The sequence below is a fragment of the Sphingobium sp. TKS genome (assembly GCF_001563265.1).
Classification (GTDB): domain Bacteria; phylum Pseudomonadota; class Alphaproteobacteria; order Sphingomonadales; family Sphingomonadaceae; genus Sphingobium.
In genome coordinates this window covers 4,092,804-4,113,685 of the sequence record NZ_CP005083.1, presented here as the reverse complement: position 1 = coordinate 4,113,685, position 20,882 = coordinate 4,092,804, and the positions used below count along the sequence as shown (strand labels likewise).

The following is a 20,882-nucleotide window of genomic DNA, read 5'->3' as shown; positions in this document are numbered from 1 at the left end:
AAGGATTTATGAAGAGACTGGCTGTCTATTGCGGCTCGGCTAACCCCGCTGATCCCATCTATGTCGAGGCCGCCCGCCATGTCGGGCGCGTCCTTGCCCGGCGCGGCATCGGCGTCGTCTATGGCGGCGGCCGCCTCGGCCTGATGGGCGCAGTGGCTGACGCCGCGCTGGAAGCGGGTGGCGAAGTCATCGGCGTTATTCCCGAAGCGCTGGTGGGGGCCGAAGTCGCCCATCGCGGCTGCACCGAACTGCACGTCGTCCAGACCATGCACCAGCGCAAACAGCTCTTCACCGACCTGTCCGATGGTTTCGTCACCCTGCCGGGCGGCGTCGGCACGATGGACGAATTGTGGGAAGCGATCAGTTGGGCGCAGCTTGGTTATCACCAAAAGCCGGTCGGCCTGCTCAACGTCGCGGGCTTCTATGACCAACTTATCGCCTTCAACCAGCATATGGTCGGCGCGGGTTTCATCCGTGCCCAACATGCCCATATCCTGATCCATGCCGATGCGATCGAAGCGCTGCTGGACAAGATGGGAGCCTATCAACCGCATGAGACGATCTTCGCTATGAAGGCTGGACGTCTCTGACTTTTTTCCCTCCCCTCCTGCTTGCGTCGCGGTGAGGCAAGTGACTCGACGCGAGGGTCGGGGGAGGGCATGTCCAGAACATGCCTCCTCTCACCTCTCTTCCTGACCGCTCCACCCTCGTTGCTCAAGCCCGCGAGAGCATCGCTCGCGGCTCCAAATCCTTCGCGCTCGCCTCGAAGCTGTTCGACCGCCAGACCCGGGAGCGGGCCTGGCTGCTCTACGCCTGGTGCCGCAAATGCGACGACATAGCCGACGGCCAGGACCATGGTGGCACGATGCGCGGGGTCGCGGACGGTCAGGCCCGCCTTTCCACCATCCGCGTCCTCACCAGCACAGCCCTCCGGGGCGATCCCACCGGCGATCCAGCCTTCGACGGCTTCGGCCTCGTCATGCGCGAATGCGCGATCCCGGAGCGCTACGCCCATGACCTGATCGAAGGCTTTGCCCTCGACGCCCGCGAATGGCGCCCCCGCAGCGAGGCGGACATGCTGCGCTATTGCTATCATGTTGCGGGCACAGTCGGTTGCATGATGGCGATCCTGATGGGCGTCGACCCCGGCGATGAAGCCACGCTCGACCGCGCCTGCGACCTGGGTCTGGCCTTTCAGCTCGCCAATATCGCCCGCGACATCAGCGAGGATGAAGCCGGCGACCGCTGCTACCTGCCGGAAGAATGGCTGGTCGAAATGGACATCCCGCCCGGTGAGCATATGAAGCCCTGGGTCCGCCCGCGCCTGGCGATCCTTGCCCGCCGCCTGGCCGACATGGCCGCCGCCTATGAGGAAAGCGCCCGCCACGGCACCGGAGCCTTGCCCCCCCGTTCCGCCTGGGCAGTCCTCGCCGCCGCCGGCATTTATGGCGATATCGCCCGCCAAGTCGCCCGCCGGGGCGAACATGCCTGGGACCACCGTGTCACCACCCCAAAGAGCGACAAGCTGGGCTGGGTGCTGCGCGCGGGTCTCCAGGTTCCAGGCCGTGCCCACCGCTGGCCTGCCGCGACGCTTCGTTCGGCCACGCTCTGGACCCGCCCCCGAAGCTGACAGGCAAAAAAAAGGGACCGATACTTGCGTACCGGTCCCGAGGCATGTTCGCAGGAGGAACATCGTGAGGCGGGCGGGCCGTTCTTTCCGGCCCGCCCTGCCGAAGCTTAATAGTTGTAAGCGCGTTCGCCGTGGCTGGAGAGGTCGAGACCTTCCATTTCGGCTTCCTTGCTCGGACGCAGACCCAGGGTCTTGTCGATGATGAAGTAGAGGATCGCGCTGCCGATGCCGGAGAAGAGCAGGGTGAAGACCACCGCCTTGACCTGGATCCAGACCTGGGCCGGGATGCTGTAGGCTTCCGGATGGAAGGCCGCCGGGAAGACCGTGTAGTCGAACACGCCCTGACCGCCCAGCGAGGGAGCCGCGACGATGCCGGTGCCGATGGCGCCGACGATCCCGCCGATGCAGTGCACGCCGAACACGTCCAGACTGTCGTCATAGCCGACCTTGCCCTTCACGAACGCCACGAAGATGTAGCAGATCGGGGAGACGACGAAGCCGAGCGCGATCGAGGTCATCGGAGCCGCGAAGCCCGCAGCCGGGGTGATCGCGACCAGACCGGCCACGGCGCCCGTGACCGCGCCCAGCAGCGAAGCCTTGCCATGGTGGACCTGTTCGACCAGCGACCAGCTCACCGCCGCCGCGCAGGTGGCGACCATGGTGTTGATGAAGGCGACGCCGGTGACGGCATTGGCTTCCAGGTTGGAGCCGGCGTTGAAGCCGAACCAGCCGACCCACAGCAGGCTTGCGCCGATCATGGTCATGGTCAGCGAGTGCGGCGGCATGGGTTCCTTGGGGAAGCCGACGCGCTTGCCGATCATCAGCGCGCCCACCAGACCGGCGATACCGGCGTTGATGTGCACCACGGTGCCGCCCGCGAAGTCGAGCGCGCCCCAGCCCCAGAGCAGGCCGTAGTCGGTAGGCGCATCAACCAGGAAGTCCGGGCCAGCCCAATACCAGACCATGTGGGCCATCGGGAAATAGATCACGGTCAGCCACAGCACGACGAACACGATCAGCGAAGAGAATTTCACGCGCTCCGCAAAGGCGCCGACGATCAGCGCCGGGGTGATCATGGCGAAGGTCATCTGGAAGACCACGAACACGAATTCGGGCAGATAGACGTTGTTGCTGAACGTCGCGCCATAGGTCGTGCCGTCGACGCCCATCAGGAAAGCCTTGGAAAGGCCGCCGAAGAACGGGTTCGATCCGCCCGAGGTGAAGGCCATCGAATAGCCCCAGCAGCACCAGACCAGGCCGGCGACGGAGACGATCATGAACACCTGCATCAGGATGCTCAGCATGTTCTTGGTGCGGACCAGGCCGCCGTAGAACAGGGCGAGGCCGGGAACCGACATCATCAGGACCAGAGCGGCCGAGACGAGCATCCAGGCGACGTCGCCCTTGTTGACCATAGCGGCCATGGCGGCGGCGTCTGGCCCCTTGATCGGCGCGGCCAGCGCCGGTGCGGCTGCGAGCAGGGACAGGCCGACTGCCCCCATCACGCCGCAAAGCTTCTTGGAAAAGGTCATCAATTCCCCCTTCTTACAGTGCGGTTTCGCCGGTCTCGCCGGTACGGATGCGCACCGCCTGCTCGACATCGAGGACGAAGATCTTGCCATCACCGATGGCGCCCGAATTGGCGGCCGCCTGCGTGGCTTCCACGACGCGCGGCGCAAGGTCGTCGTCGCAGACCACCTCGATCTTGATCTTCGGAACCATGTTGGTCGAATATTCGGCGCCGCGATAGATTTCGGTCTGCCCCTTCTGGCGGCCGAAGCCCTTCACTTCGCTCACCGTCATGCCGGCGATGCCAAGCGAGGAAAGTGCCTCGCGGACATCGTCAAGCTTGAACGGCTTGATGATAGCCATGACAAGTTTCATGTCGCCCCCTGTTACTGGTGTGCGGCGACATACTCAGCAAGAGGCGTGCCAGTTTCTTAAAGGCGCGTTAATGCGGGGTTTTCATGCGGCGGCTTAGAACGCGCCGCCAAAAAAACAGGCATATAGGCCCGCCTGCCTAAAAATTGGGCAGCTTTACCAGCCTGCGCCCCGTGCCGCCGCCTCGGCCTCTTCGGGCAAGGTTGGACGTCCCAGCAGGGCGTTGCGATGCGGAAAGCGGCCGAAGCGCTCGATCGTGGCATAATGTTCCTGCGCGAACGCTAGGGACCGGGCATCGCCCGCTCCCTCGAACAGGCTGATCGACAATTTCTGATCGTCCAGCGCCTCGCTGTGCTGGAACGGCATGTAGAAGAACAACCGCCCGGCTCCGCCGATCTGAATGTCATAGCCATGGGCGATGGCCCCGCGTGCCACATCGCGCGCCAGCGGATCGGTGGCGAAGGCGGCCGGCGAACCCCGGAACATATTGCGCGGCAACTGGTCGAACAGCAGCACCGCCGCCAGCGCGTCATCGGCGCGCTCCAGAAATTCCTCGGCGGGCAATTGCCGCTTTTCTTCCCATAAGGCGCGAAACCTTGCCTGGCAGATTTTATCGAACGCCGGATCATGACTCCACCAACCCTGCTCGCCTATCTGATTGAACCAGAAATCCAGCAAAGCGGCCGCCCAGTCGGCAGTCACTGCATCATGGCTGTCGGTCAACATGTTCATGAAAGGATAAAGACGGACCGTGACGCTGGTTCCTCCGTCCGTGGCGTTGATGCCTCAGGTCGCCGTGCCGCCGACAGTGAGGCCCTCCATCAGCAGGGTCGGCTGGCCCACGCCCGCGGGCACGCTCTGTCCGGCCTTGCCGCACATGCCTATCCCTTCGTCCAGCGCCCAGTCATTGCCGATGCCGATCACCTTGGTAAGCGCCGTCGGCCCGTCACCGATCAGCGTCGCACCCTTGATCGGCTCGCCCAGCTTGCCATTTTCGACCTTATAGGCTTCGGTGCAGGAAAAGACGAACTTGCCCGACACGATGTCGACCTGCCCGCCGCCGAAGCTTTTCGCGAAAATGCCCGACTTCATGCGGGAAAGCAGCTCTTCCGGATCGTCATTGCCGCCCTTGATGAAGGTGTTGGTCATGCGCGGCATCGGCGCATGGGCATAGCTTTCGCGGCGGCCGTTGCCGGTCGGCTCCACGCCCATCAGCCGGGCGTTCAGACGATCCTGCATATAGCCCTTCAAAATGCCGTCCTCGATCAGCACATTTTCCTTCGTCGGCGTTCCCTCGTCATCGATGGAGAGCGAGCCGCGCCGGCTCAGGATCGACCCGTCATCGACCACGGTAACGCCCGGCGCTGCGACCCGCTCACCGACACGGCCCGAGAAAGCGCTGGTCCCTTTGCGATTGAAGTCGCCTTCAAGGCCATGGCCGATCGCCTCGTGCACCAGCACGCCCGGCCAGCCCGGTCCGAGCAGCACGGTCATCTCGCCCGCCGGCGCCGCGACCGAGCGCAGATTGACCCGCGCCTGCGCCAGCGCCTCGTCAATCGCCCGGTTCCAGATCGCAGGGTCCATCACCTCATCATAGAGATAGCGCCCGCCAATCCCGAACACGCCCGTCTCGCGGCGGCCATTTTCCTCCAGGATGACGGAGACGTTGAGCCGCACCAGCGGGCGGATGTCGGTCGCGGTGAAGCCGTCGGCGCGTACGATCTCGACCACCGACCAGCTTCCTGCCAGGCTCACCGACACCTGCGCGACGCGCGGATCGCGGGCGCGGGCAGCGGCGTCGATCGCGGCGCAGAGCGTCACCTTCTCGGCAAAGGGCACGATCTCCAGCGGATTGACGTCGGTGTAGAGATGACGGTTGGTGTGTTGCGGCGGCGGGGCGGGCTGGCCCTTGGCGGGATCGAGCAAGGTCAGCGTCTCGGCAGCGCGGCGGATCGCGGCTTCGCTGATGTCGTTGGCATGGGCGAAGCCGGTCATCTCGCCCGACACGCCGCGCAGGCCAAAGCCCGCATCGGTGGAATAATCGGCGGTCTTCAGCCGTCCATCATCAAAGCCGAAGCTCTCGCTCGCCCGATATTGCAGGTACAGTTCGCCATCGTCGCAGCTTTTCAGCGCTTCGGCGGTCAGGCGGCGGGCGCCATCGGGATCGAGCAGGCCCGGGCGATAGAGCAGGCCACGGGCATCAGTGAACTGGGGAGCAGCGTCGGTCATGCCGTCCGATATAGGAGCGGCATGGCGCGAGCCCAATCAAAATCGTAGGCTTAAAGGCTGGCGCCCGAGGAAATATCCGGCAACCCGGCGATTTCCGGCGTGTCGGCGGCGCTGCCGATCAGCACGAACCGGCGGTCGCAATAGCCGCAATCGATATAGCCATGCTCATCGATCTCAAGGAAGACGCGCGGATGGCCGAGCGCTGCGGGAATGTCGCCCGAACCGTCGCAGGAGACGCGGGACTTGGTGACTCGGATGATTTCAGGCGGCTGGATCATGGCGGCACCGATTAGCAGCGCTGGCGTTGCGCCGCAATATCCGTGGCGAAAGGAGCCTTACATGAGCAGGAAGGGCGGCTTCCTTTTCGGGCAGGGCTTTTCCGCAGCGATGTCCACCGCCTTGGCTGGCGCGTTCCAATCCAGGCAATCGCGGGTGACGGCCAGCGAAACCGGCGACACCATCAGCAGAAAGGGCGCTATCGTTCCAGCAAAGAGAAGCGTGAGAGACATGATGCAACTGCCTCACCAAAGCGTTCCGGTGCCGGAACCCTACGCCATTGCGCCCCAAGCGGGAACAGATTTCTCCGGGGAAGGCATGGTGGGCGATGACGGGCTCGAACCGCCGACATTCTCGGTGTAAACGAGACGCTCTACCAACTGAGCTAATCGCCCGATGCCCGTCCTGACCGCAGGCGTCCGGTGCGCGCCTATCTACGGCAATCGGGGCGCGGGTCAAGCGGGGATGACGGCATATTCGTCATGCACACAGGAAACGGCGGCTGGCGGTGAACCAGCGGCTCAACGCTTCGGCAGTGTGATCGGCAAGCGCGATGAAGACGCGGCGCCCGTCATGCGGATCGGCCTGACGGTCGACAAAGCCCTGTTCGGTCAGCGTCCGTATCCAGCGCAGCGCGGTGGTCGGCGGCACCGCCGACGCGATGCACAGGCTGGACACGGACACGCGCTCATGCTCCAGCCGCGCCGCCAGCAGGTCCAGCAGCATGTCCCAGGCGGGGTCCGCGAACAGATCGGCGGGCAGGAAATCGTCGCGCAGCCGCCGCGCCCGCAGCAGGTCGCGCACCTGCGCCGCATCCACGCTCGCGGCGTCGGCGGATTTGGCGGCGCTGCCGATCGGCTCCAGCGACGGCATGCCGATATAGTCGTTGGGCTCATCCGATATGCGCGGGCCCAGGTCGAAGGACGGCGTCGCATGACGGGGGCGAAGCGTCAGCGCCTCCAGCGTGCGGGCGAGGCGGCTCACCTCATCGCTCAATTGCTGCAACCGCAGACCCTCATTGTCCCGGTTGGCTTCGTGGAAGGATCCGGACGGCGTCTGGCGGGCGGCGGCCAGAAGGGCGGCGGCCAGGTCCGTATGGCCCGGCCTGCAAAGCAATTGCGTCCGGTCGCTGCGCAGGCAGGCATAAGCAAGGTCGACAGTTTCCATATCAGCCACCAGGATGACCGGCATGTCGTTCTGCAACGCCAATGTCTCGATCTGCACCAGCAGCCGCTCGATCATCGCATCGGGCGACGGGCAGAAGCACAGGATGATGTCGCAGCCGATCTGCACATCCAGCCGGGTCGATGCCTGGTCCAGCGGCACCGTGCCCAGCAGGCGAAGGCCCGCGGCCCGGCTCAGCAGCGCGGCATCGTCCAGATAGATGTCATTCGCCAGGATCAGCAGTCCCGGCCGCTCATCCCGCGCGCCAAAGGGTTGGTCCAGGGATGCGCCGAAACCGATCTCATCATGATCCAAACCCACGCCGAAAATCTCCGTCCTGTTTGTTCCAGCTTATCGCAATGCCGTCGTTACGCAGCCAGACCATTCTCCATTATGGAGATTCGTGCCGCCCATTGCGTCCATCGAGCGCCCTGTAAACGGGTCTTTTCCGGCAACGCCATAACGGACTGCCAAAATGGAGCCTTGATCCCCGCCGAAATGGCGGAAATGACGGCGGCATCTTTTTCCATCCGAAATGGATCAGCTTTTGCGCGTTGTTTTGCTCAAACGGCGGTGCGCCGGGCAAAGTCGATATAGAGTGCGCGCAATCGCATCGCCACCGGGCCGGGCGTGCTGTCCCCGATGGGCTGGCCGTCGATCCGCACCACCGATTGGCAGAGGGTCGAGGCGCTGGTGATGAAGGCTTCCCTTGCCGCCAACGCCTCGGCAACGGTGAAGGGGCGGCGGATGATGGCGATGCCGCTTTCTTCCGCCAGCGCGGTCAGCGCCGCGCCGGTGCAGCCCGCCAGCACCGCCTGGCTATAGGGCCGGGTGACGATGCCTTCCTGCGTGACGATGAAGGCGGTGGAGGAGGCGCCTTCGGTCACGAAGCCATCCTCGACCATCCAGGCCTCCTGCGCGCCCGCTTCGGCGGCGGCGTGCTTGGCCATGGCCTGGGCCAGCAGGCCGACGCTCTTGATGTCGCGCCGCGCCCAGCGCAGGTCGGGCATCGTAACGACCGCTATGCCGTTGCGCACGGCGGGCACGTCGAGAAAAGGCTTGGCTTGGGTGAACATCACCAGCGTCGGCTGGATATCGGGCGAGGGCAGGAAATCGCGGGTCGCGTCGGCCCCCCGCGTGATCTGGAGATAGACCAACCCTTCGGTGAGCGCATTGCGGGCGACGAGCTCCTTCTGCGCCGCCTCGATCTCCGCGAGGGAGAGTGGCAGGGCGATGCCGATCGCGCCGGTAGATCGCTCCAGCCGAGCGAGATGGGACGCGCTGTCGACCAGCCTGCCGTCGATCACCGCCGCGACTTCATAGATGCCGTCCGCGAACAGGAAACCGCGATCCAGCACGGAGACCTGGGCTTGCTCCAGCGGCACGAAACGGCCGTTCAGATAGGCGACGGACATGATGGCGTTCCTTGATATGGGGCGGCCGATCTGGCTTGGCGGCGCATCCTGGTCAAGCATAGGTTTCGTCAGGCCGCTTGCCCGCGCAAAGCCTTCTGCCGCCGCCGCTGCACGGAGGATCCGATTCCCATGGCCTCGCGATATTTGGCGACGGTGCGGCGGGCGATATCCATGCCCTTGGCCCGCAGCAGGTCGACCAGCGTGTCGTCGGACAATATGGCGTCGGCCGTTTCCGCCGCGATCAGCGCCTTGATATGGCTCTTGACCGCTTCGGCCGACACCGCGCCGTCGCCACTGGCCGCCGAAACGCCGCTGGTGAAGAAATATTTGAGTTCGTAAAGCCCACGCGGGCAGGACAGATATTTGTTCGACGTCACCCGGCTGACGGTTGATTCATGCATCTGGATCGCATCGGCCACGGCTTTGAGCGTCAGCGGTTTCAGATGCTCCACGCCCTTGCGGAAGAAATCTTCCTGTTGACGGACGATCTCGCTCGCGACCTTGATGATGGTCTTCTGCCGCTGGTCCAGCGCCTTCACCAGCCAGTTGGCGCTGGCGAGGCAATCGGCCAGCCAGGCTTTCGATGTCCTGTCCTGCGGTCCGGAAGCCAGCTCGACATAATAGCTCCGGTTGATGAGGACGCGGGGCAGGGTGGTGCTGTTGACCTCGATCGACCAGCCCTCGCGGGTCTGCCGCACGAACAGGTCGGGCGTCACCGGCGCGGCGCTTTCCGTGGAAAAGCGCAGGCCGGGCTTGGGATCATAGCCGCGCAGTTCGCGGATCATGTCCGCCATATCCTCCTCATCCACGCCGCAGATCCGGCGCAGCTGCGGCAGCGCGCCCCTGGCGAGCAGATCGAGATTGGCGAGCAGCTTCGCCATGCAGGGATCATGGCGATCCGCCTCCTTGGCCTGCAAAGCCAGACATTCCGCCAGCGATCGTGCCCCGACGCCCGTGGGATCGAAGCTCTGGATCACCGCCAGCACATGTTCGATCTGGTAGAGCGGCACCCCCATGCCATGGGCGGTTTCCAGTAGATTGGCCTCCAGATAGCCCGCCTCGTCAATCTGTCCGATCAACTGGGTCGCTATGGTCAGGTCCATGCCCGACAGGGCACTGCGGGCCTGATCCATCAGATGTTCCTGAAGACCCTGTTCCGGATTGGCGAAACTGTCGAAATCGGGCGCTTCGCCGCTGCCGCCGGACAGCATGTCCAGGCCGCTGGAGCCGATAGCCGCGCTCGCTACCCGGTCGCCCGGCCCATCGTCGATGAAGGTTTCCGCGCCATAATCGACATCCAGCGGCGAATCCGCGACGCCCAGTCCCTGACCGATCAACTGGTCGGCATCGCCAGTCTCCGCGGACAGGTCATGCTGTTCCGCCGGCCGGTCCACGCCGTCGGCGGGCGGCGCGAAATCATCGCCGGGCGCTCCGGCCTCCAGCAGCGGGTTCTTCTCCAATTCGCCCGAAACGAACGCCTCGATTTCCAGATTGGACAGCGCCAGCAGCTTGATCGCCTGCTGAAGCTGCGGCGTCATCACCAGCGATTGGCTCTGCCGCAGGTCGAGACGGGGGGCGAGCGCCATCAGCCCTTCCCCTTGCCGCTGTGTGGAAGGGGCCGCTTGTCGGTCATGTCAGAGCGAGAAATTCTCGCCCAGATAGAGCCGCCGCACATCTGCGTTGGCCACCAGTTCGGTCGGGCTGCCCGCGAACAGCATCTTGCCGTCGTAGATGATGCAGGCGCGGTCGACGATCTCCAGCGTCTCGCGGACATTATGGTCGGTGATGAGCACGCCGATGCCGCGGGTCTTCAACTGCTTCACCAGACCGCGAATATCCGCGATGGACAGTGGATCGATGCCCGCGAAAGGCTCGTCCAGCAACACGATCGACGGATTGGCCGCCAGGGCGCGGGCGATCTCGCAGCGTCGCCGCTCGCCGCCCGACAGTGCCATGGCCGATGAATCGCGCAGCCGGGTCAGGCCGAATTCCTCCAGCAACTGTTCCAGCCGCGCCTGCCGCGCCGCCTTGTCCGGTTCCGCCAGTTCCAGCACCGCGCCGATATTCTGCGCGACGGTGAGGCCACGGAAGATCGAGGTTTCCTGCGGCAGATAGCCCAGCCCCAATATGGAGCGCCGGTACATCGGCAGGCCGGTGATGTCCTGCCCGTCCAGCACGATGCGGCCATGGTCCGGCCGCACCAGCCCCATCACCGAATAGAAGCAGGTCGTCTTGCCCGCGCCATTGGGGCCGAGCAGGCCCACCACCTCGCCCTTGCCGACGGTCAGCGAAACGTCGGCCAGCACGACGCGCTTGTCATAGCTTTTGGCGATGGAGATGACGGACAGGCCTTCACCCACTTCCTGCGGGGGAAGGGGCGATGCCGGGGCTGTCCGGTCCTGCATCATGACGTCGTCCATCACACTATCCTTGCTGCCGCATGGTTGATCGCGGGATAAATCCATGACCCGCGCGGCAATTGGCAAGCTTTGTGCATGGGATCGCCGCCGGGGCAAGGGGGAAAATGGTTTTTGTCGGCACGAAGGCCATGACCCGCGGCAAGATTGGGACTGACAGGGCCGCTTTCAATGACGATGGCGCGAAGAGCCGCCCGCCTTTCGATGATCTCACTCCGTTCCAAAACGGCGAGAACATATCAGTAACATTTTCCAACAAGTCAACAATTTGCTGCCGACGCACGCATTGCTGCGTCATGGATTGCGTGATGACAGGACTTATTGGATTTTCAGGAAAAATGGTGCGGTCGAGAAGACTCGAACTTCCACGGCCTTTCGGCCACAACGACCTCAACGTTGCGCGTCTACCAATTCCGCCACGACCGCACATCAACAGGGAAACCGGCGGGGCCGGTGCCTTGGTAGGAGGCGGCCCTTAGCAAAGGCTTTCGGGCCATGCAACAACCTATCTGCATCTGCGTTATTTTGGAGAGAGAAAGTCGGGAGCGGGCGAGAATGGAGGAGGAGACGATCATGTCCGCGCGCTTCTGGTTGTTTTCATGTGTGAGTGCAGGGGTTGCCCTGACCGGAGGATATGGGCTTGGCCTTTACGCCACGACACCGCCCAAGACCGCAACCGAAACGCCGTTGCCGGAGGCGGTCCTGCCGGAGGATGCCGCCTATGATCCGGTAAAGCTGACCGGCCCTGCGGTCATTCATTGCAAGGGTTGCGGTCCCACCTTGGCCGACCGGCAAATGGCTGCGGACATGGCGGGCTGGGACGGGATGAACGATCCCGTGGTGCGCGATTACGCCGCGCAGGATGTTGTGAGCGAGGCCGATGATGTCGAGCCGCCTCCGCCAGCGCGAACCCTGCCTGCATCGATCGAAAGATTCGTTGCTGGGGAAAGCGAAGGCAGTCTGCAACCCGTGAAGATCGCCCAGGCTCCCAATAGCAAACCGCCCGCCGAGGATAGCCCGGCGGACGCTGCTTTTTCCTACTGAACCGGCCGCTTATTCGGCGGCGACCACTTCCGCCGGAGCGTCGCTCAGCGGATGAGCGAGGCGGTTCACCATTTCCTTCGGGCAAATCTGCCAGAAATAACGGCGCCAGCGGTCCCAGTCGTCCAGGATGGTGTTCGACCATTTGCTGTCGGTCGCCACCGCATGCTGGGCGATCAGAGCCTTCAGCTCCGCTTCCCAATGGGCGCTTTCCAGTCGCTGCCAGACGATGCTTTCCGGGTTGGCGCGCGTAGGGAAGCTACCATCCTCGTCCAGGATGAAGGCCATGCCGCCGGTCATGCCCGCGCCGAAATTGGCGCCGGTCTTGCCCAGGATCACCGCCGTGCCGCCGGTCATATATTCGCAGCCATTGGCGCCGCAGCCCTCGACCACCACCTGCGCGCCCGAATTGCGGACGGCGAAGCGTTCCCCGGCCTGTCCCGCCGCGAACAGCTTGCCGCTGGTCGCGCCGTAGAGCACGGTGTTGCCGATGATCGTGTTGTCCTTGCTGCTCAAGGGGCTGGAGACGGTCGTGCGCACCGTGATGATGCCGCCCGACAGACCCTTGCCGACATAGTCGTTGGCGTCGCCAAAGATCTCCAGCTTGATGCCCTTGCAGAGGAAGGCGCCCAGCGACTGGCCAGCCGAGCCGCGCAGACGCACGGTCAGATGACCGTCCGCCAGGCTAGACATGCCGAACTTCTCGGTCACGGCGGCCGACAGGCGGGTGCCCACGGCGCGATGCGTGTTGCGCACCGTGTAGGTGAGCTGCATCTTCTCGCCCCGCTCGAACACCGCCTTGGCGTCGCGCATCATCTGCGCGTCAAGGCTGTCGGGAACGGCATTGCGCCATTCGGTCAGCGAGAAACGGCGCTGATCGTCGGGTGCGTCCACCTTGGCGAGGATCGGGTTCAGGTCGAGATCGTCCAGATGCTCGGCGCCGCGGTTGACCTGCTTGAGCAGTTCGGTGCGGCCGATCACTTCGTCCAGGCTGCGATAGCCCAGACGGGCGAGAATCTCGCGAACCTCTTCCGCGATGAAGGTCATGAGGTTGATGACCTTCTCCGGCGTGCCGGTGAACTTCTCGCGCAGGCGTTCATCCTGCACGCAGACGCCGACCGGGCAGGTGTTGCTGTGGCACTGACGCACCATGATGCAGCCCATCGCCACCAGCGACAGCGTGCCGATGCCGAACTCTTCGGCGCCCAGAATCGCCGCGATCACGATGTCGCGGCCAGTCTTGAGGCCGCCGTCGGTGCGCAGCTTCACGCGGTGACGCAGACCGTTGAGGGTCAGCACCTGATTGGCTTCCGACAGGCCCATTTCCCACGGCGTGCCCGCATATTTGACGGAGGTCTGGGGTGATGCGCCGGTGCCGCCGACATGGCCCGCGACCAGGATGACGTCGGCATGGGCCTTAGCCACGCCCGCAGCCACGGTGCCGATGCCCGCCTGGCTGACCAGCTTCACGCAAACGCGAGCGCGAGGATTGATCATCTTGCAGTCGTAGATGAGCTGCGCCAGATCCTCGATCGAGTAGATGTCATGGTGCGGCGGCGGCGAGATCAGCGTCACGCCGGGCGTCGCATGGCGCAGCTTGGCGATGAACTCGGTCACCTTGAAACCGGGGAGCTGGCCACCCTCGCCGGGCTTGGCGCCCTGCGCGACCTTGATCTCGATTTCCTCGGCCGACCCCAGATATTCGGCATGGACGCCGAAGCGGCCCGACGCGATCTGCTTGATCACCGAGTTCGCATTGTCGCCATTCTCATAGGGCTTGAAGCGGTTCGCATCCTCGCCGCCTTCGCCCGACACGGCCTTGGCGCCGATGCGGTTCATCGCGATGGCCAGCGTCTCATGCGCTTCGGGCGACAGCGCGCCAAGCGACATGCCCGGCGTCACGAAGCGCTTGCGGATCTCGGTGGTCGCCTCGACCTCGTCGATCGGCACGGCTTCGCGGGCGAAGTTGAACTCCAGCAGGTCGCGCAGATAGACCGGCGGCAAATCGCGCACGCCCCGTGAGAATTGCAGATAGGTCGAATAGCTGTCGGTCGCGACCGAGGTCTGCAACAGGTGCATGAGTTGCGCCGAATAGGCGTGGGTCTCGCCACCATTGCGCTGACGGTAGAAGCCGCCGACCGGCAGACGCACTACGGCGCTATCATAGGCGGTGTCGTGCCGCAGCTTCGCGCTATAGTGAAGCGAAGCATAGCCTTCGCCGGAAATCTTCGCGGGCATGCCGGGGAAGAGATCGTTGACCAGCGCGCGGGACAGACCAACGGCTTCGAAATTATAGCCGCCGCGATAGGAGCTGATGACCGCGATGCCCATTTTGGACATGATCTTCAGCAGGCCTTCGTTGATGGCGATGCGATAGCGTTCGAAGCACTGGTCGAGCGACAGGTCACCGAACAGCCCGCGTGCATGGCGGTCGGCAATGCTGGCCTCGGCCAGATAGGCGTTCACCGTGGTCGCGCCGACGCCGATCAGCACCGCGAAATAATGGGTGTCGAGCGCTTCGGCACAGCGCACGTTGATCGACGCGTAGCTGCGCAGCCCCTTGCGGACGAGATGGGTATGCACAGCCGCCGCCGCCAGCACCCCGGCAATGGCGATCTTATCAGAATTAAGATGCTCGTCGGTCAGGAAGATTTCGGTGCGGCCCTCGCGCACGGCCTGTTCCGCTTCCTCCCGGATGCGGGCGATGGCGGCGCGGAGCTGCTCCTGGTTACCTTCGGCCGGGAAGGTGCAGTCGATCTCGGCCACGGCCGGGCCGAAATGCCCTTGGAGCTTCGCCCATTCGGACGAGGTCAGCACCGGCGAATCCAGCACCAGCACATGGCTGTTCTGCGCGTCATGCTCCAATATGTTGTGCAGGTTGGAGAAGCGCGTCTTCAGGCTCATGACATACCGCTCCCGCAGCGGATCGATCGGCGGGTTGGTGACCTGGCTGAAATTCTGGCGGAAGAAATGGCTGACCGTGCGCGGCTTGTCGGAAATGACCGCGAGCGGCGTGTCGTCGCCCATCGAGCCGACGGCTTCCTTCGCATCCTCGACCATCGGGGCGAGGATCAGCTCCATATCCTCCAGCGTCATGTTGGCGGCGACCTGACGGCGGGTCAGTTCGGCCTTGTCCCAGCTACGCAGCGCGCTCGGCGCGTCGGCCAGATCGTTGACCGTCATGAAGTCCTTGATCAGCTCGCCATAGGGGCGCTCCCCCGCGATCTGGTCCTTGATCTCCTTGTCATCGAAGATCACGCCTTCCTGCAGGTCGACGGCGATCATCTGGCCCGGACCCATGCGGCCCTTCCGCACGATGGTGGTTTCGGGCACCACGACCATGCCGGTTTCCGAACCCACGATCAGCAGATTGTCGCCGGTCAGCGTATAGCGCAGCGGGCGCAGCGCGTTGCGGTCGACGCCCGCCACGACCCAGCGGCCGTCGGTCATCGCCAGCGCGGCGGGACCGTCCCACGGCTCCATCACGGAGGCGAGATATTCGTACATGTCCGAATGGGACTGCGGCAGTTCGGGGCTGGCCGACTGATAGGCTTCGGGCACCAACATCAGCTTGGCGGTCGGCGCATCGCGGCCCGAACGGCAGATCGCCTCGAACACGGCGTCAAGCGCGGCGGTATCGGACGCGCCCGCCGGGATCACGGGCTTGATGTCCTCCGACTGCTCACCGAAGGCGAGCGAAGCCATTTTGATCTCGTGGCTCTTCATCCAGTTCTTGTTGCCGCGGATCGTGTTGATCTCGCCATTATGCGCGAGCGTGCGGAAGGGCTGGGCCAGCCACCATTGCGGGAAGGTGTTGGTCGAATAGCGCTGGTGGAAGATCGCAACGCGGCTCTCGAACCGCTCGTCCTGAAGGTCGGGATAGAAGACCGACAGCGATTCCGCGAGGAACAGGCCCTTGTAGATGATCGAGCGGCACGACAGCGAGCAGACGTAGAAGTCCTGGATCTGCGCGGCGATGACCTGCTTCTCGATCCGGCGGCGGATGAGGTAGAGGTCTTTTTCGAACTCGGCCTGATCGCGCTCCTCCGGCATCGGCCCGGCGATCATGATCTGTTCGATCTCGGGACGGGTGCGCTGCGCCTTCTCCCCGATGACGGAGACGTCGACGGGCACCTGGCGCCAGCCATAGATGGTGTAGCCCGCGTCGATGATCTCGGCCTCGACGATGGTGCGACAGGTTTCCTGCGCCGACAGGTCGGTGCGCGGCAGGAAGATCATGCCGACGGCGAGCCGGTTGGGCAGCGGCTTGTGGCCCGAATCCGCGATCGCATCGTCGAAGAAGCGCACCGGCAGGTCGACATGGATGCCCGCGCCGTCGCCGGTCTTGCCGTCGGCATCGACCGCGCCACGGTGCCATACCGCCTTCAGCGCGTCGATCGCGCTGGCGACCACACGGCGGCTCGGGCGGCCATCCGTCGCGGCGACCAGGCCGACGCCGCAGGCATCGCCTTCCATCTCGGGATGATACATGCCCTCAGCGGCAAGGCGCGCACGCTCTTCGGGGCTCGCCATATAGGGGGTGTTGGCCATGAATGCCTCCTCGTCAAATCCGTCGGTTCGAGCCTGTCTCAAATCTCACGCCACGTTCTCGACAAGCTCGAACCGAACGGGCTGAAATGGCTTAAGCGGCTTGCCTTTCCCCGGCAGAGGCCTTGGCCTTTGCCTTGAGATAGCGGTGCATATGCTCGGTCACGTCGCGGCCGTCGCGGATCGCCCAGACCACCAGCGAAGCGCCGCGCACGATGTCGCCAGCGGCGAACACGCCGTCCATGCTGGTCATCATCGTTTTGTGATCGACGCGCAGCGTGCCCCAGCGGGTGACCGACAGATCCTCCGCGCCGAACAGCTTGGGCAGTTCTTCCGGATCATAGCCCAGCGCCTTGATCACGAGATCGGCCTCCAGCGTGTGCTCCGTGCCCGGATCGGCTTCCGGCGCGCGGCGGCCCGATGCGTCGGGCTGGCCGAGGCGCATCTTGGTGACCTTGACGCCGGTGACATGCTCCGTGCCTTCGAAGGCGATGGGGGCGGAGAGCCAGACGAACTCCACGCCCTCTTCCTCGGCATTGGCGACTTCGCGCTGCGAGCCGGGCATATTGTCGCGGTCGCGGCGGTAGAGGCACTTGACCGAAGTCGCGCCCTGACGGACGGCGGTGCGGACACAGTCCATCGCCGTGTCGCCGCCGCCGATGACGACGACCTTCTTGCCATTGGCGTGCAGCGAGCCATCCTCATGCTCCGGCACGGCGTCACCGAAACCGGCCTTGTTGGAGGCGATCAGGAAGTCGAGCGCCTTGACCACGCCCGGCGCGCCGACGCCCGGCGCCTTGATGTCGCGGGGCTTGTAGACGCCGGTGGCGATCAGCACCGCATCGTGGCGGCTGCGCAGTTCCTCCATCGTAGCGTCGCGGCCGACCTCGAAGCTTTCATGGAAGGTGATGCCGCCGTCCTTGAGGCGCTGGATGCGGCGCATGACGACGTCCTTCTCCAGCTTGAAGCCGGGGATGCCATAGGTCAGCAGGCCGCCTGCGCGATCATGACGGTCGTAGACATGCACTTCATAGCCCGCGACCCGCAGATATTCCGCTGTGGTCAGCCCCGCCGGACCCGCGCCGATGACGCCGACCGACTGGCCGGTCGCTGCGCCTGGCGCCAGCGGTTCGACCCAGCCTTCCTTCCAGGCGGTGTCGGTGATGAACTTTTCCACCGAGCCGATGGTGACGGAACCGTGGCCCGAAAATTCAATGACGCAATTGCCTTCGCACAGGCGATCCTGCGGGCAGATGCGGCCGCAGATTTCCGGCATGGTGCTGGTCAGGTTCGACAGCTCATAGGCCTCGCGCAACCGCCCCTCGGCTGTCAGGCGCAGCCAGTCGGGGATATGGTTGTGCAGCGGGCAATGGGTCGAGCAATAGGGCACGCCGCATTGCGAGCAGCGCGACGCCTGTTCTTCCGCCTTGTCCAAGATGAAGCTGCGACTGATTTCGAGGAAGTCGTCGGCGCGATCGTCGGCCGAACGCTTCTCGGGATAGGCTTGGCCCGTTCCCACGAATTTCAGCATTGGATTGTCAGCCATGGTGAGTCCCTAGAATGAATTTGCAGGGTGCCCATAGCAGAAAAACCCGCAGAGTCACGTGGATTCTGCAATTTATGTCAGCTTATATGTCCTAATTTATACTCGTTTTCCGCAGAAGCGAAGAAATGGCGAAATAATCTTGCGCGTATTAGGTCCGATTCGGCCTTATCGTAGGGAGAGCCACACCAATGCAGTGATTCCCGCAATGATTCGATACCAGGCGAAGGGGGTGAAGCCGTGCCGCGACACCAGGCCCACGAACCATTTGATCACCAGCACCGCGACGATGAAGGATACGATAAAGCCCAAGGCAATGCTGTCCCATCCGACCGTGGCGGAGGTCAGCTTGTCGCCATTTTTCAGCAGTTCCAGCGTGGTCGCGCCCAACATGGTCGGAATGGCGAGGAAGAAGCTGAACTCCGCCGCCGTGCGCCGCTCGACCCCCAGCGTCAGCGCGCCCATGATCGTCGCGCCCGACCGGCTGATGCCCGGGATCATGGCAAGGCACTGGATCAGGCCGATGCCGATCACCCGGACGAAAGGGATGTCGGCTATACCGTGGAAGCGGTTTTCCTTCACCATCCGCTCGATCGCCAGGATCGCGATGCCGCCGACGATCAGCGCCCAGGCGACGACCTTCGGCGCGCCCAGCAGTTGCTCGATATATTTGTGCAGGGCAAGGCCGATCACCGCCGCCGGGATGAACGCGACCAGCAGATTGCGAAGGAAGCGCCAGCTCGTCGGATCGTTGCGCAACAGCCCCATGCCGACCGCCCAGAAAGTCCGCCAGTAAAGCACCACCACCGCCAGGATCGCGCCCAATTGGATGATGACATTGAACATCGCCCAAGTGGACGAATCATAACCCAGCAACTCACTCGCCAGGATCAGATGGCCGGTCGAGGAAACAGGCAGAAACTCGGTCAGCCCCTCGACAATGCCAAGCAGGATGACTGTCAGATAATGCAGGTCCATGGGTGGATCGGATCCTTGTAGGGCGAACGGGAAGAAGCCCTCCCCCAGACGGGAGAGGACGCGAAGGCGTGATATCTATTGTGCAAAAGCGAAAGGCGCGCGCAAGGCGGCCTGTCGCGGTCCGATGTCGGTCCGGCTGATCGGCTTTGCCCGATCAGGCCTGAACCCGCCCGGCAAAGCGACCATGCTTGCGATAGCGGACCAGCCATTTTTCCGCGACGGCCGGCATCGGCGTGGCCGCGACGCCCAGATCGGCCAACCCGTTCGCATCCTCTGCGACGACATTGTCCTTGCCCAGCATCGCCAATTGGTCCCGTGTGATCGGCCCGCCCGGCAGCATCGCCAGCAGCGAGGCGAGCGAAGCGGGAACCGCGCACAGGCTGCGCTTCCGGCCGATGGCCTTGGCGATCCAGGCGTTGAGTTCCAGCATCGAATAGGTCTGCGGCCCGCCCAAATCATAGGTCTTGCCGCCATGGGCGCCCGGCTTTTCGGCGGCATTGGCGATGGCCTGCGCTACGTCCGCGACATAGACGGGCTGGAATTTGGTGTTCGCGCCGATCACCGGCACGACCGGGGCAAGGCGGATGATCTCTGCAAAGCGGTTGAGGAACTGGTCCTCCGGTCCGAAGATGATCGACGGGCGGATGATGGTGGCGTTGGGGAAGGCGGCCTTGACCGCCGCTTCGCCCGCGGCCTTCGACCGGCCATAGGCGGACGGGCTTTGCGCGTCAGCGCCGATCGCGGAGATATGCACCAGCGCCTTGACGCCCGCATCCGCCGCCGCCTTGGCGACATGGGCCGCGCCGTCGTGATGCGATCCTTCGAAATCGCCGGAGAGAACGCCGACCAGATTGATGACGATATCGCTGCCGGCGATGGCGCGGGCGACGCTTTCGGGCTTGCGGATGTCCGCCGCGACGAACTGGGTCTGGCCCAGGCCGCCCAGCGGCTTGACGCGCAGGGCGGTTGCCAGATCGCGCTGCGCCACGCGCACCCGCGCGCCGCGCGCCATCAGCGCCTGTGCGACCTGTCGGCCCAGAAAGCCGCCGCCGCCGAACACCGTAACCAGACTGTCCTTCATCACGCGTCCCATGCCTGTTTTTGATAGGGGTGCGCATCCCCTTGCAACAGCCGCTGCCCGCTGACAACTGGTTTACCGGGGTTTACCCGATCCAGCCCTGCAAATCAGCAATCATCCACAGGCCAAGGCCCAGGAACAGCAGAGCGGCGCCGATCTGAAGCGCGCGCATCGGCACCTTTTTCGCCAGCACGTCCCCGAACAGCACGGCAGGCACATTGGCGATCATCATGCCCAGAGTCGTTCCGGCGGTGACGGCAAAGATATTGTCGAACCGCGCGCCCAGCATCACGGTCGCCACCTGCGTCTTGTCGCCCATCTCGACCAGGAAGAAGGCGATAAGCGTGGTCATGAACACGCCTGCCCCGGAAGGGGCCTTCAGCGGCTCGTCCTCGTCGAACTTGTCGGGGATCAGCGTCCAGGCGGCCATGCCGATGAAACTCGCCGCGACGGCATAGCGGAACCAGGGCTGGGTCAGCACGCCGGCGATGGAATGGCCGACCAGCGCAGCGAGGAAATGGTTGGCGAGCGTCGCGAAGAGGATGCCCAGGATGATCGGCACCGGCTTGCGGAACCGGGTGGCGAGCAACATCGCCAGCAATTGCGTCTTGTCGCCCATTTCCGCGAGCGCGACGAGAGTGGTGGAGGTGAAAATTGCTTCCATAGGGGATTTGTCCGGGCC

At 64.2% G+C, this 20,882-nt stretch carries 18 protein-coding genes and 2 tRNA genes; 3 read left to right on the top strand and 17 right to left on the bottom strand.

The window, feature by feature from the left end:
• The first annotated feature begins 8 nt into the window (after positions 1-8).
• Positions 9-590 carry a TIGR00730 family Rossman fold protein gene (locus K426_RS20350; RefSeq protein WP_066560840.1) on the top strand — a complete coding sequence of 194 codons (582 nt, stop codon included), beginning with the start codon at positions 9-11 and terminating at the stop codon, positions 588-590.
• A gap of 80 nt (positions 591-670) precedes the next feature.
• Complete coding sequence (locus tag K426_RS20345) at positions 671-1,630, top strand: phytoene/squalene synthase family protein (RefSeq protein ID WP_066560838.1); 960 nt, start codon at positions 671-673, stop codon at positions 1,628-1,630.
• A gap of 107 nt (positions 1,631-1,737) precedes the next feature.
• Here the strand turns inward: K426_RS20345 and K426_RS20340 are convergent, their stop codons facing one another.
• The 12 genes from K426_RS20340 to K426_RS20285 all read right to left on the bottom strand — a co-directional run bounded on the left by K426_RS20340 (position 1,738) and on the right by K426_RS20285 (position 11,438).
• Positions 1,738-3,162, bottom strand: a complete 1,425-nt coding sequence (locus K426_RS20340) for an ammonium transporter (RefSeq protein ID WP_066560837.1) — start codon at positions 3,160-3,162, stop codon at positions 1,738-1,740.
• A gap of 13 nt (positions 3,163-3,175) precedes the next feature.
• Entirely contained in the window at positions 3,176-3,514 is a 339-nt protein-coding gene (locus K426_RS20335; protein ID WP_013847864.1) for a P-II family nitrogen regulator, read from the bottom strand.
• A gap of 153 nt (positions 3,515-3,667) precedes the next feature.
• Complete coding sequence (locus K426_RS20330; RefSeq protein ID WP_066560835.1) at positions 3,668-4,243, bottom strand: DUF924 family protein; 576 nt, start codon at positions 4,241-4,243, stop codon at positions 3,668-3,670.
• Between the two features lie 54 nt (positions 4,244-4,297).
• Entirely contained in the window at positions 4,298-5,740 is a 1,443-nt protein-coding gene (tldD, locus tag K426_RS20325) for a metalloprotease TldD (protein WP_066560833.1), read from the bottom strand.
• A 50-nt stretch (positions 5,741-5,790) separates the two neighbouring features.
• Positions 5,791-6,018: a zinc-finger domain-containing protein gene (locus K426_RS20320; RefSeq protein WP_066560832.1), complete on the bottom strand. Its 228-nt coding sequence runs from the start codon at positions 6,016-6,018 to the stop codon at positions 5,791-5,793.
• 57 nt (positions 6,019-6,075) lie between these two features.
• A complete protein-coding gene (locus K426_RS32215) occupies positions 6,076-6,249 on the bottom strand; it encodes a hypothetical protein (RefSeq protein WP_169576168.1) in 174 nt (57 codons plus the stop codon).
• A gap of 86 nt (positions 6,250-6,335) precedes the next feature.
• Positions 6,336-6,411: transfer RNA gene (locus K426_RS20315), tRNA-Val, on the bottom strand.
• A gap of 85 nt (positions 6,412-6,496) precedes the next feature.
• Positions 6,497-7,501: a MarR family transcriptional regulator gene (locus K426_RS20310; protein ID WP_082748730.1), complete on the bottom strand. Its 1,005-nt coding sequence runs from the start codon at positions 7,499-7,501 to the stop codon at positions 6,497-6,499.
• A 242-nt stretch (positions 7,502-7,743) separates the two neighbouring features.
• On the bottom strand, positions 7,744-8,595 hold the full coding sequence (locus K426_RS20305) for a D-amino-acid transaminase (RefSeq protein WP_066562073.1): 852 nt from the start codon (positions 8,593-8,595) through the stop codon (positions 7,744-7,746).
• A 68-nt stretch (positions 8,596-8,663) separates the two neighbouring features.
• Entirely contained in the window at positions 8,664-10,181 is a 1,518-nt protein-coding gene (gene rpoN, locus K426_RS20300) for an RNA polymerase factor sigma-54 (protein ID WP_066560829.1), read from the bottom strand.
• A 48-nt stretch (positions 10,182-10,229) separates the two neighbouring features.
• Entirely contained in the window at positions 10,230-11,015 is a 786-nt protein-coding gene (lptB, locus tag K426_RS20295; protein WP_013847841.1) for an LPS export ABC transporter ATP-binding protein, read from the bottom strand.
• Positions 11,016-11,351: 336 nt separating this feature from the next.
• Positions 11,352-11,438 (bottom strand) — tRNA-Leu (locus tag K426_RS20285).
• Between the two features lie 147 nt (positions 11,439-11,585).
• Between K426_RS20285 and K426_RS20280 the strand changes: the two genes are divergently transcribed.
• The gene (locus K426_RS20280) at positions 11,586-12,056 is read left to right on the top strand and encodes a hypothetical protein (protein ID WP_066562071.1); all 471 of its coding nucleotides are present in this window, start codon (positions 11,586-11,588) and stop codon (positions 12,054-12,056) included.
• A gap of 9 nt (positions 12,057-12,065) precedes the next feature.
• Here the strand turns inward: K426_RS20280 and gltB are convergent, their stop codons facing one another.
• From gltB to K426_RS20255, 5 genes are all read right to left on the bottom strand, one after another.
• The gene (gltB, locus tag K426_RS20275) at positions 12,066-16,604 is read right to left on the bottom strand and encodes a glutamate synthase large subunit (protein WP_066560824.1); all 4,539 of its coding nucleotides are present in this window, start codon (positions 16,602-16,604) and stop codon (positions 12,066-12,068) included.
• Positions 16,605-16,695: 91 nt separating this feature from the next.
• On the bottom strand, positions 16,696-18,147 hold the full coding sequence (locus tag K426_RS20270) for an NAD(P)-dependent oxidoreductase (protein ID WP_066560821.1): 1,452 nt from the start codon (positions 18,145-18,147) through the stop codon (positions 16,696-16,698).
• Positions 18,148-18,312: 165 nt separating this feature from the next.
• Entirely contained in the window at positions 18,313-19,122 is an 810-nt protein-coding gene (locus K426_RS20265) for an undecaprenyl-diphosphate phosphatase (protein ID WP_066560818.1), read from the bottom strand.
• Between the two features lie 154 nt (positions 19,123-19,276).
• Entirely contained in the window at positions 19,277-20,215 is a 939-nt protein-coding gene (locus tag K426_RS20260; RefSeq protein ID WP_066560815.1) for a complex I NDUFA9 subunit family protein, read from the bottom strand.
• A 70-nt stretch (positions 20,216-20,285) separates the two neighbouring features.
• The gene (locus K426_RS20255) at positions 20,286-20,864 is read right to left on the bottom strand and encodes a TMEM165/GDT1 family protein (RefSeq protein WP_066560813.1); all 579 of its coding nucleotides are present in this window, start codon (positions 20,862-20,864) and stop codon (positions 20,286-20,288) included.
• Positions 20,865-20,882: the final 18 nt, after the last annotated feature.

Excerpts from the sequence above, each read along its gene's own strand:
- K426_RS20350 (WP_066560840.1), top strand. The coding sequence starts at position 9 with ATGAAGAGACTGGCTGTCTATTGCGGCTCGGCTAACCCCGCTGATCCC.
- K426_RS20345 (WP_066560838.1), top strand. The coding sequence starts at position 671 with ATGCCTCCTCTCACCTCTCTTCCTGACCGCTCCACCCTCGTTGCTCAA.
- K426_RS20340 (WP_066560837.1), bottom strand. The coding sequence starts at position 3,162 with ATGACCTTTTCCAAGAAGCTTTGCGGCGTGATGGGGGCAGTCGGCCTG.
- K426_RS20335 (WP_013847864.1), bottom strand. The coding sequence starts at position 3,514 with ATGAAACTTGTCATGGCTATCATCAAGCCGTTCAAGCTTGACGATGTC.
- K426_RS20330 (WP_066560835.1), bottom strand. The coding sequence starts at position 4,243 with ATGAACATGTTGACCGACAGCCATGATGCAGTGACTGCCGACTGGGCG.
- tldD (WP_066560833.1), bottom strand. The coding sequence starts at position 5,740 with ATGACCGACGCTGCTCCCCAGTTCACTGATGCCCGTGGCCTGCTCTAT.
- K426_RS20320 (WP_066560832.1), bottom strand. The coding sequence starts at position 6,018 with ATGATCCAGCCGCCTGAAATCATCCGAGTCACCAAGTCCCGCGTCTCC.
- K426_RS32215 (WP_169576168.1), bottom strand. The coding sequence starts at position 6,249 with ATGTCTCTCACGCTTCTCTTTGCTGGAACGATAGCGCCCTTTCTGCTG.
- K426_RS20305 (WP_066562073.1), bottom strand. The coding sequence starts at position 8,595 with ATGTCCGTCGCCTATCTGAACGGCCGTTTCGTGCCGCTGGAGCAAGCC.
- rpoN (WP_066560829.1), bottom strand. The coding sequence starts at position 10,181 with ATGGCGCTCGCCCCCCGTCTCGACCTGCGGCAGAGCCAATCGCTGGTG.
- lptB (WP_013847841.1), bottom strand. The coding sequence starts at position 11,015 with ATGGACGACGTCATGATGCAGGACCGGACAGCCCCGGCATCGCCCCTT.
- K426_RS20280 (WP_066562071.1), top strand. The coding sequence starts at position 11,586 with ATGTCCGCGCGCTTCTGGTTGTTTTCATGTGTGAGTGCAGGGGTTGCC.
- gltB (WP_066560824.1), bottom strand. The coding sequence starts at position 16,604 with ATGGCCAACACCCCCTATATGGCGAGCCCCGAAGAGCGTGCGCGCCTT.
- K426_RS20270 (WP_066560821.1), bottom strand. The coding sequence starts at position 18,147 with ATGGCTGACAATCCAATGCTGAAATTCGTGGGAACGGGCCAAGCCTAT.
- K426_RS20265 (WP_066560818.1), bottom strand. The coding sequence starts at position 19,122 with ATGGACCTGCATTATCTGACAGTCATCCTGCTTGGCATTGTCGAGGGG.
- K426_RS20260 (WP_066560815.1), bottom strand. The coding sequence starts at position 20,215 with ATGGGACGCGTGATGAAGGACAGTCTGGTTACGGTGTTCGGCGGCGGC.
- K426_RS20255 (WP_066560813.1), bottom strand. The coding sequence starts at position 20,864 with ATGGAAGCAATTTTCACCTCCACCACTCTCGTCGCGCTCGCGGAAATG.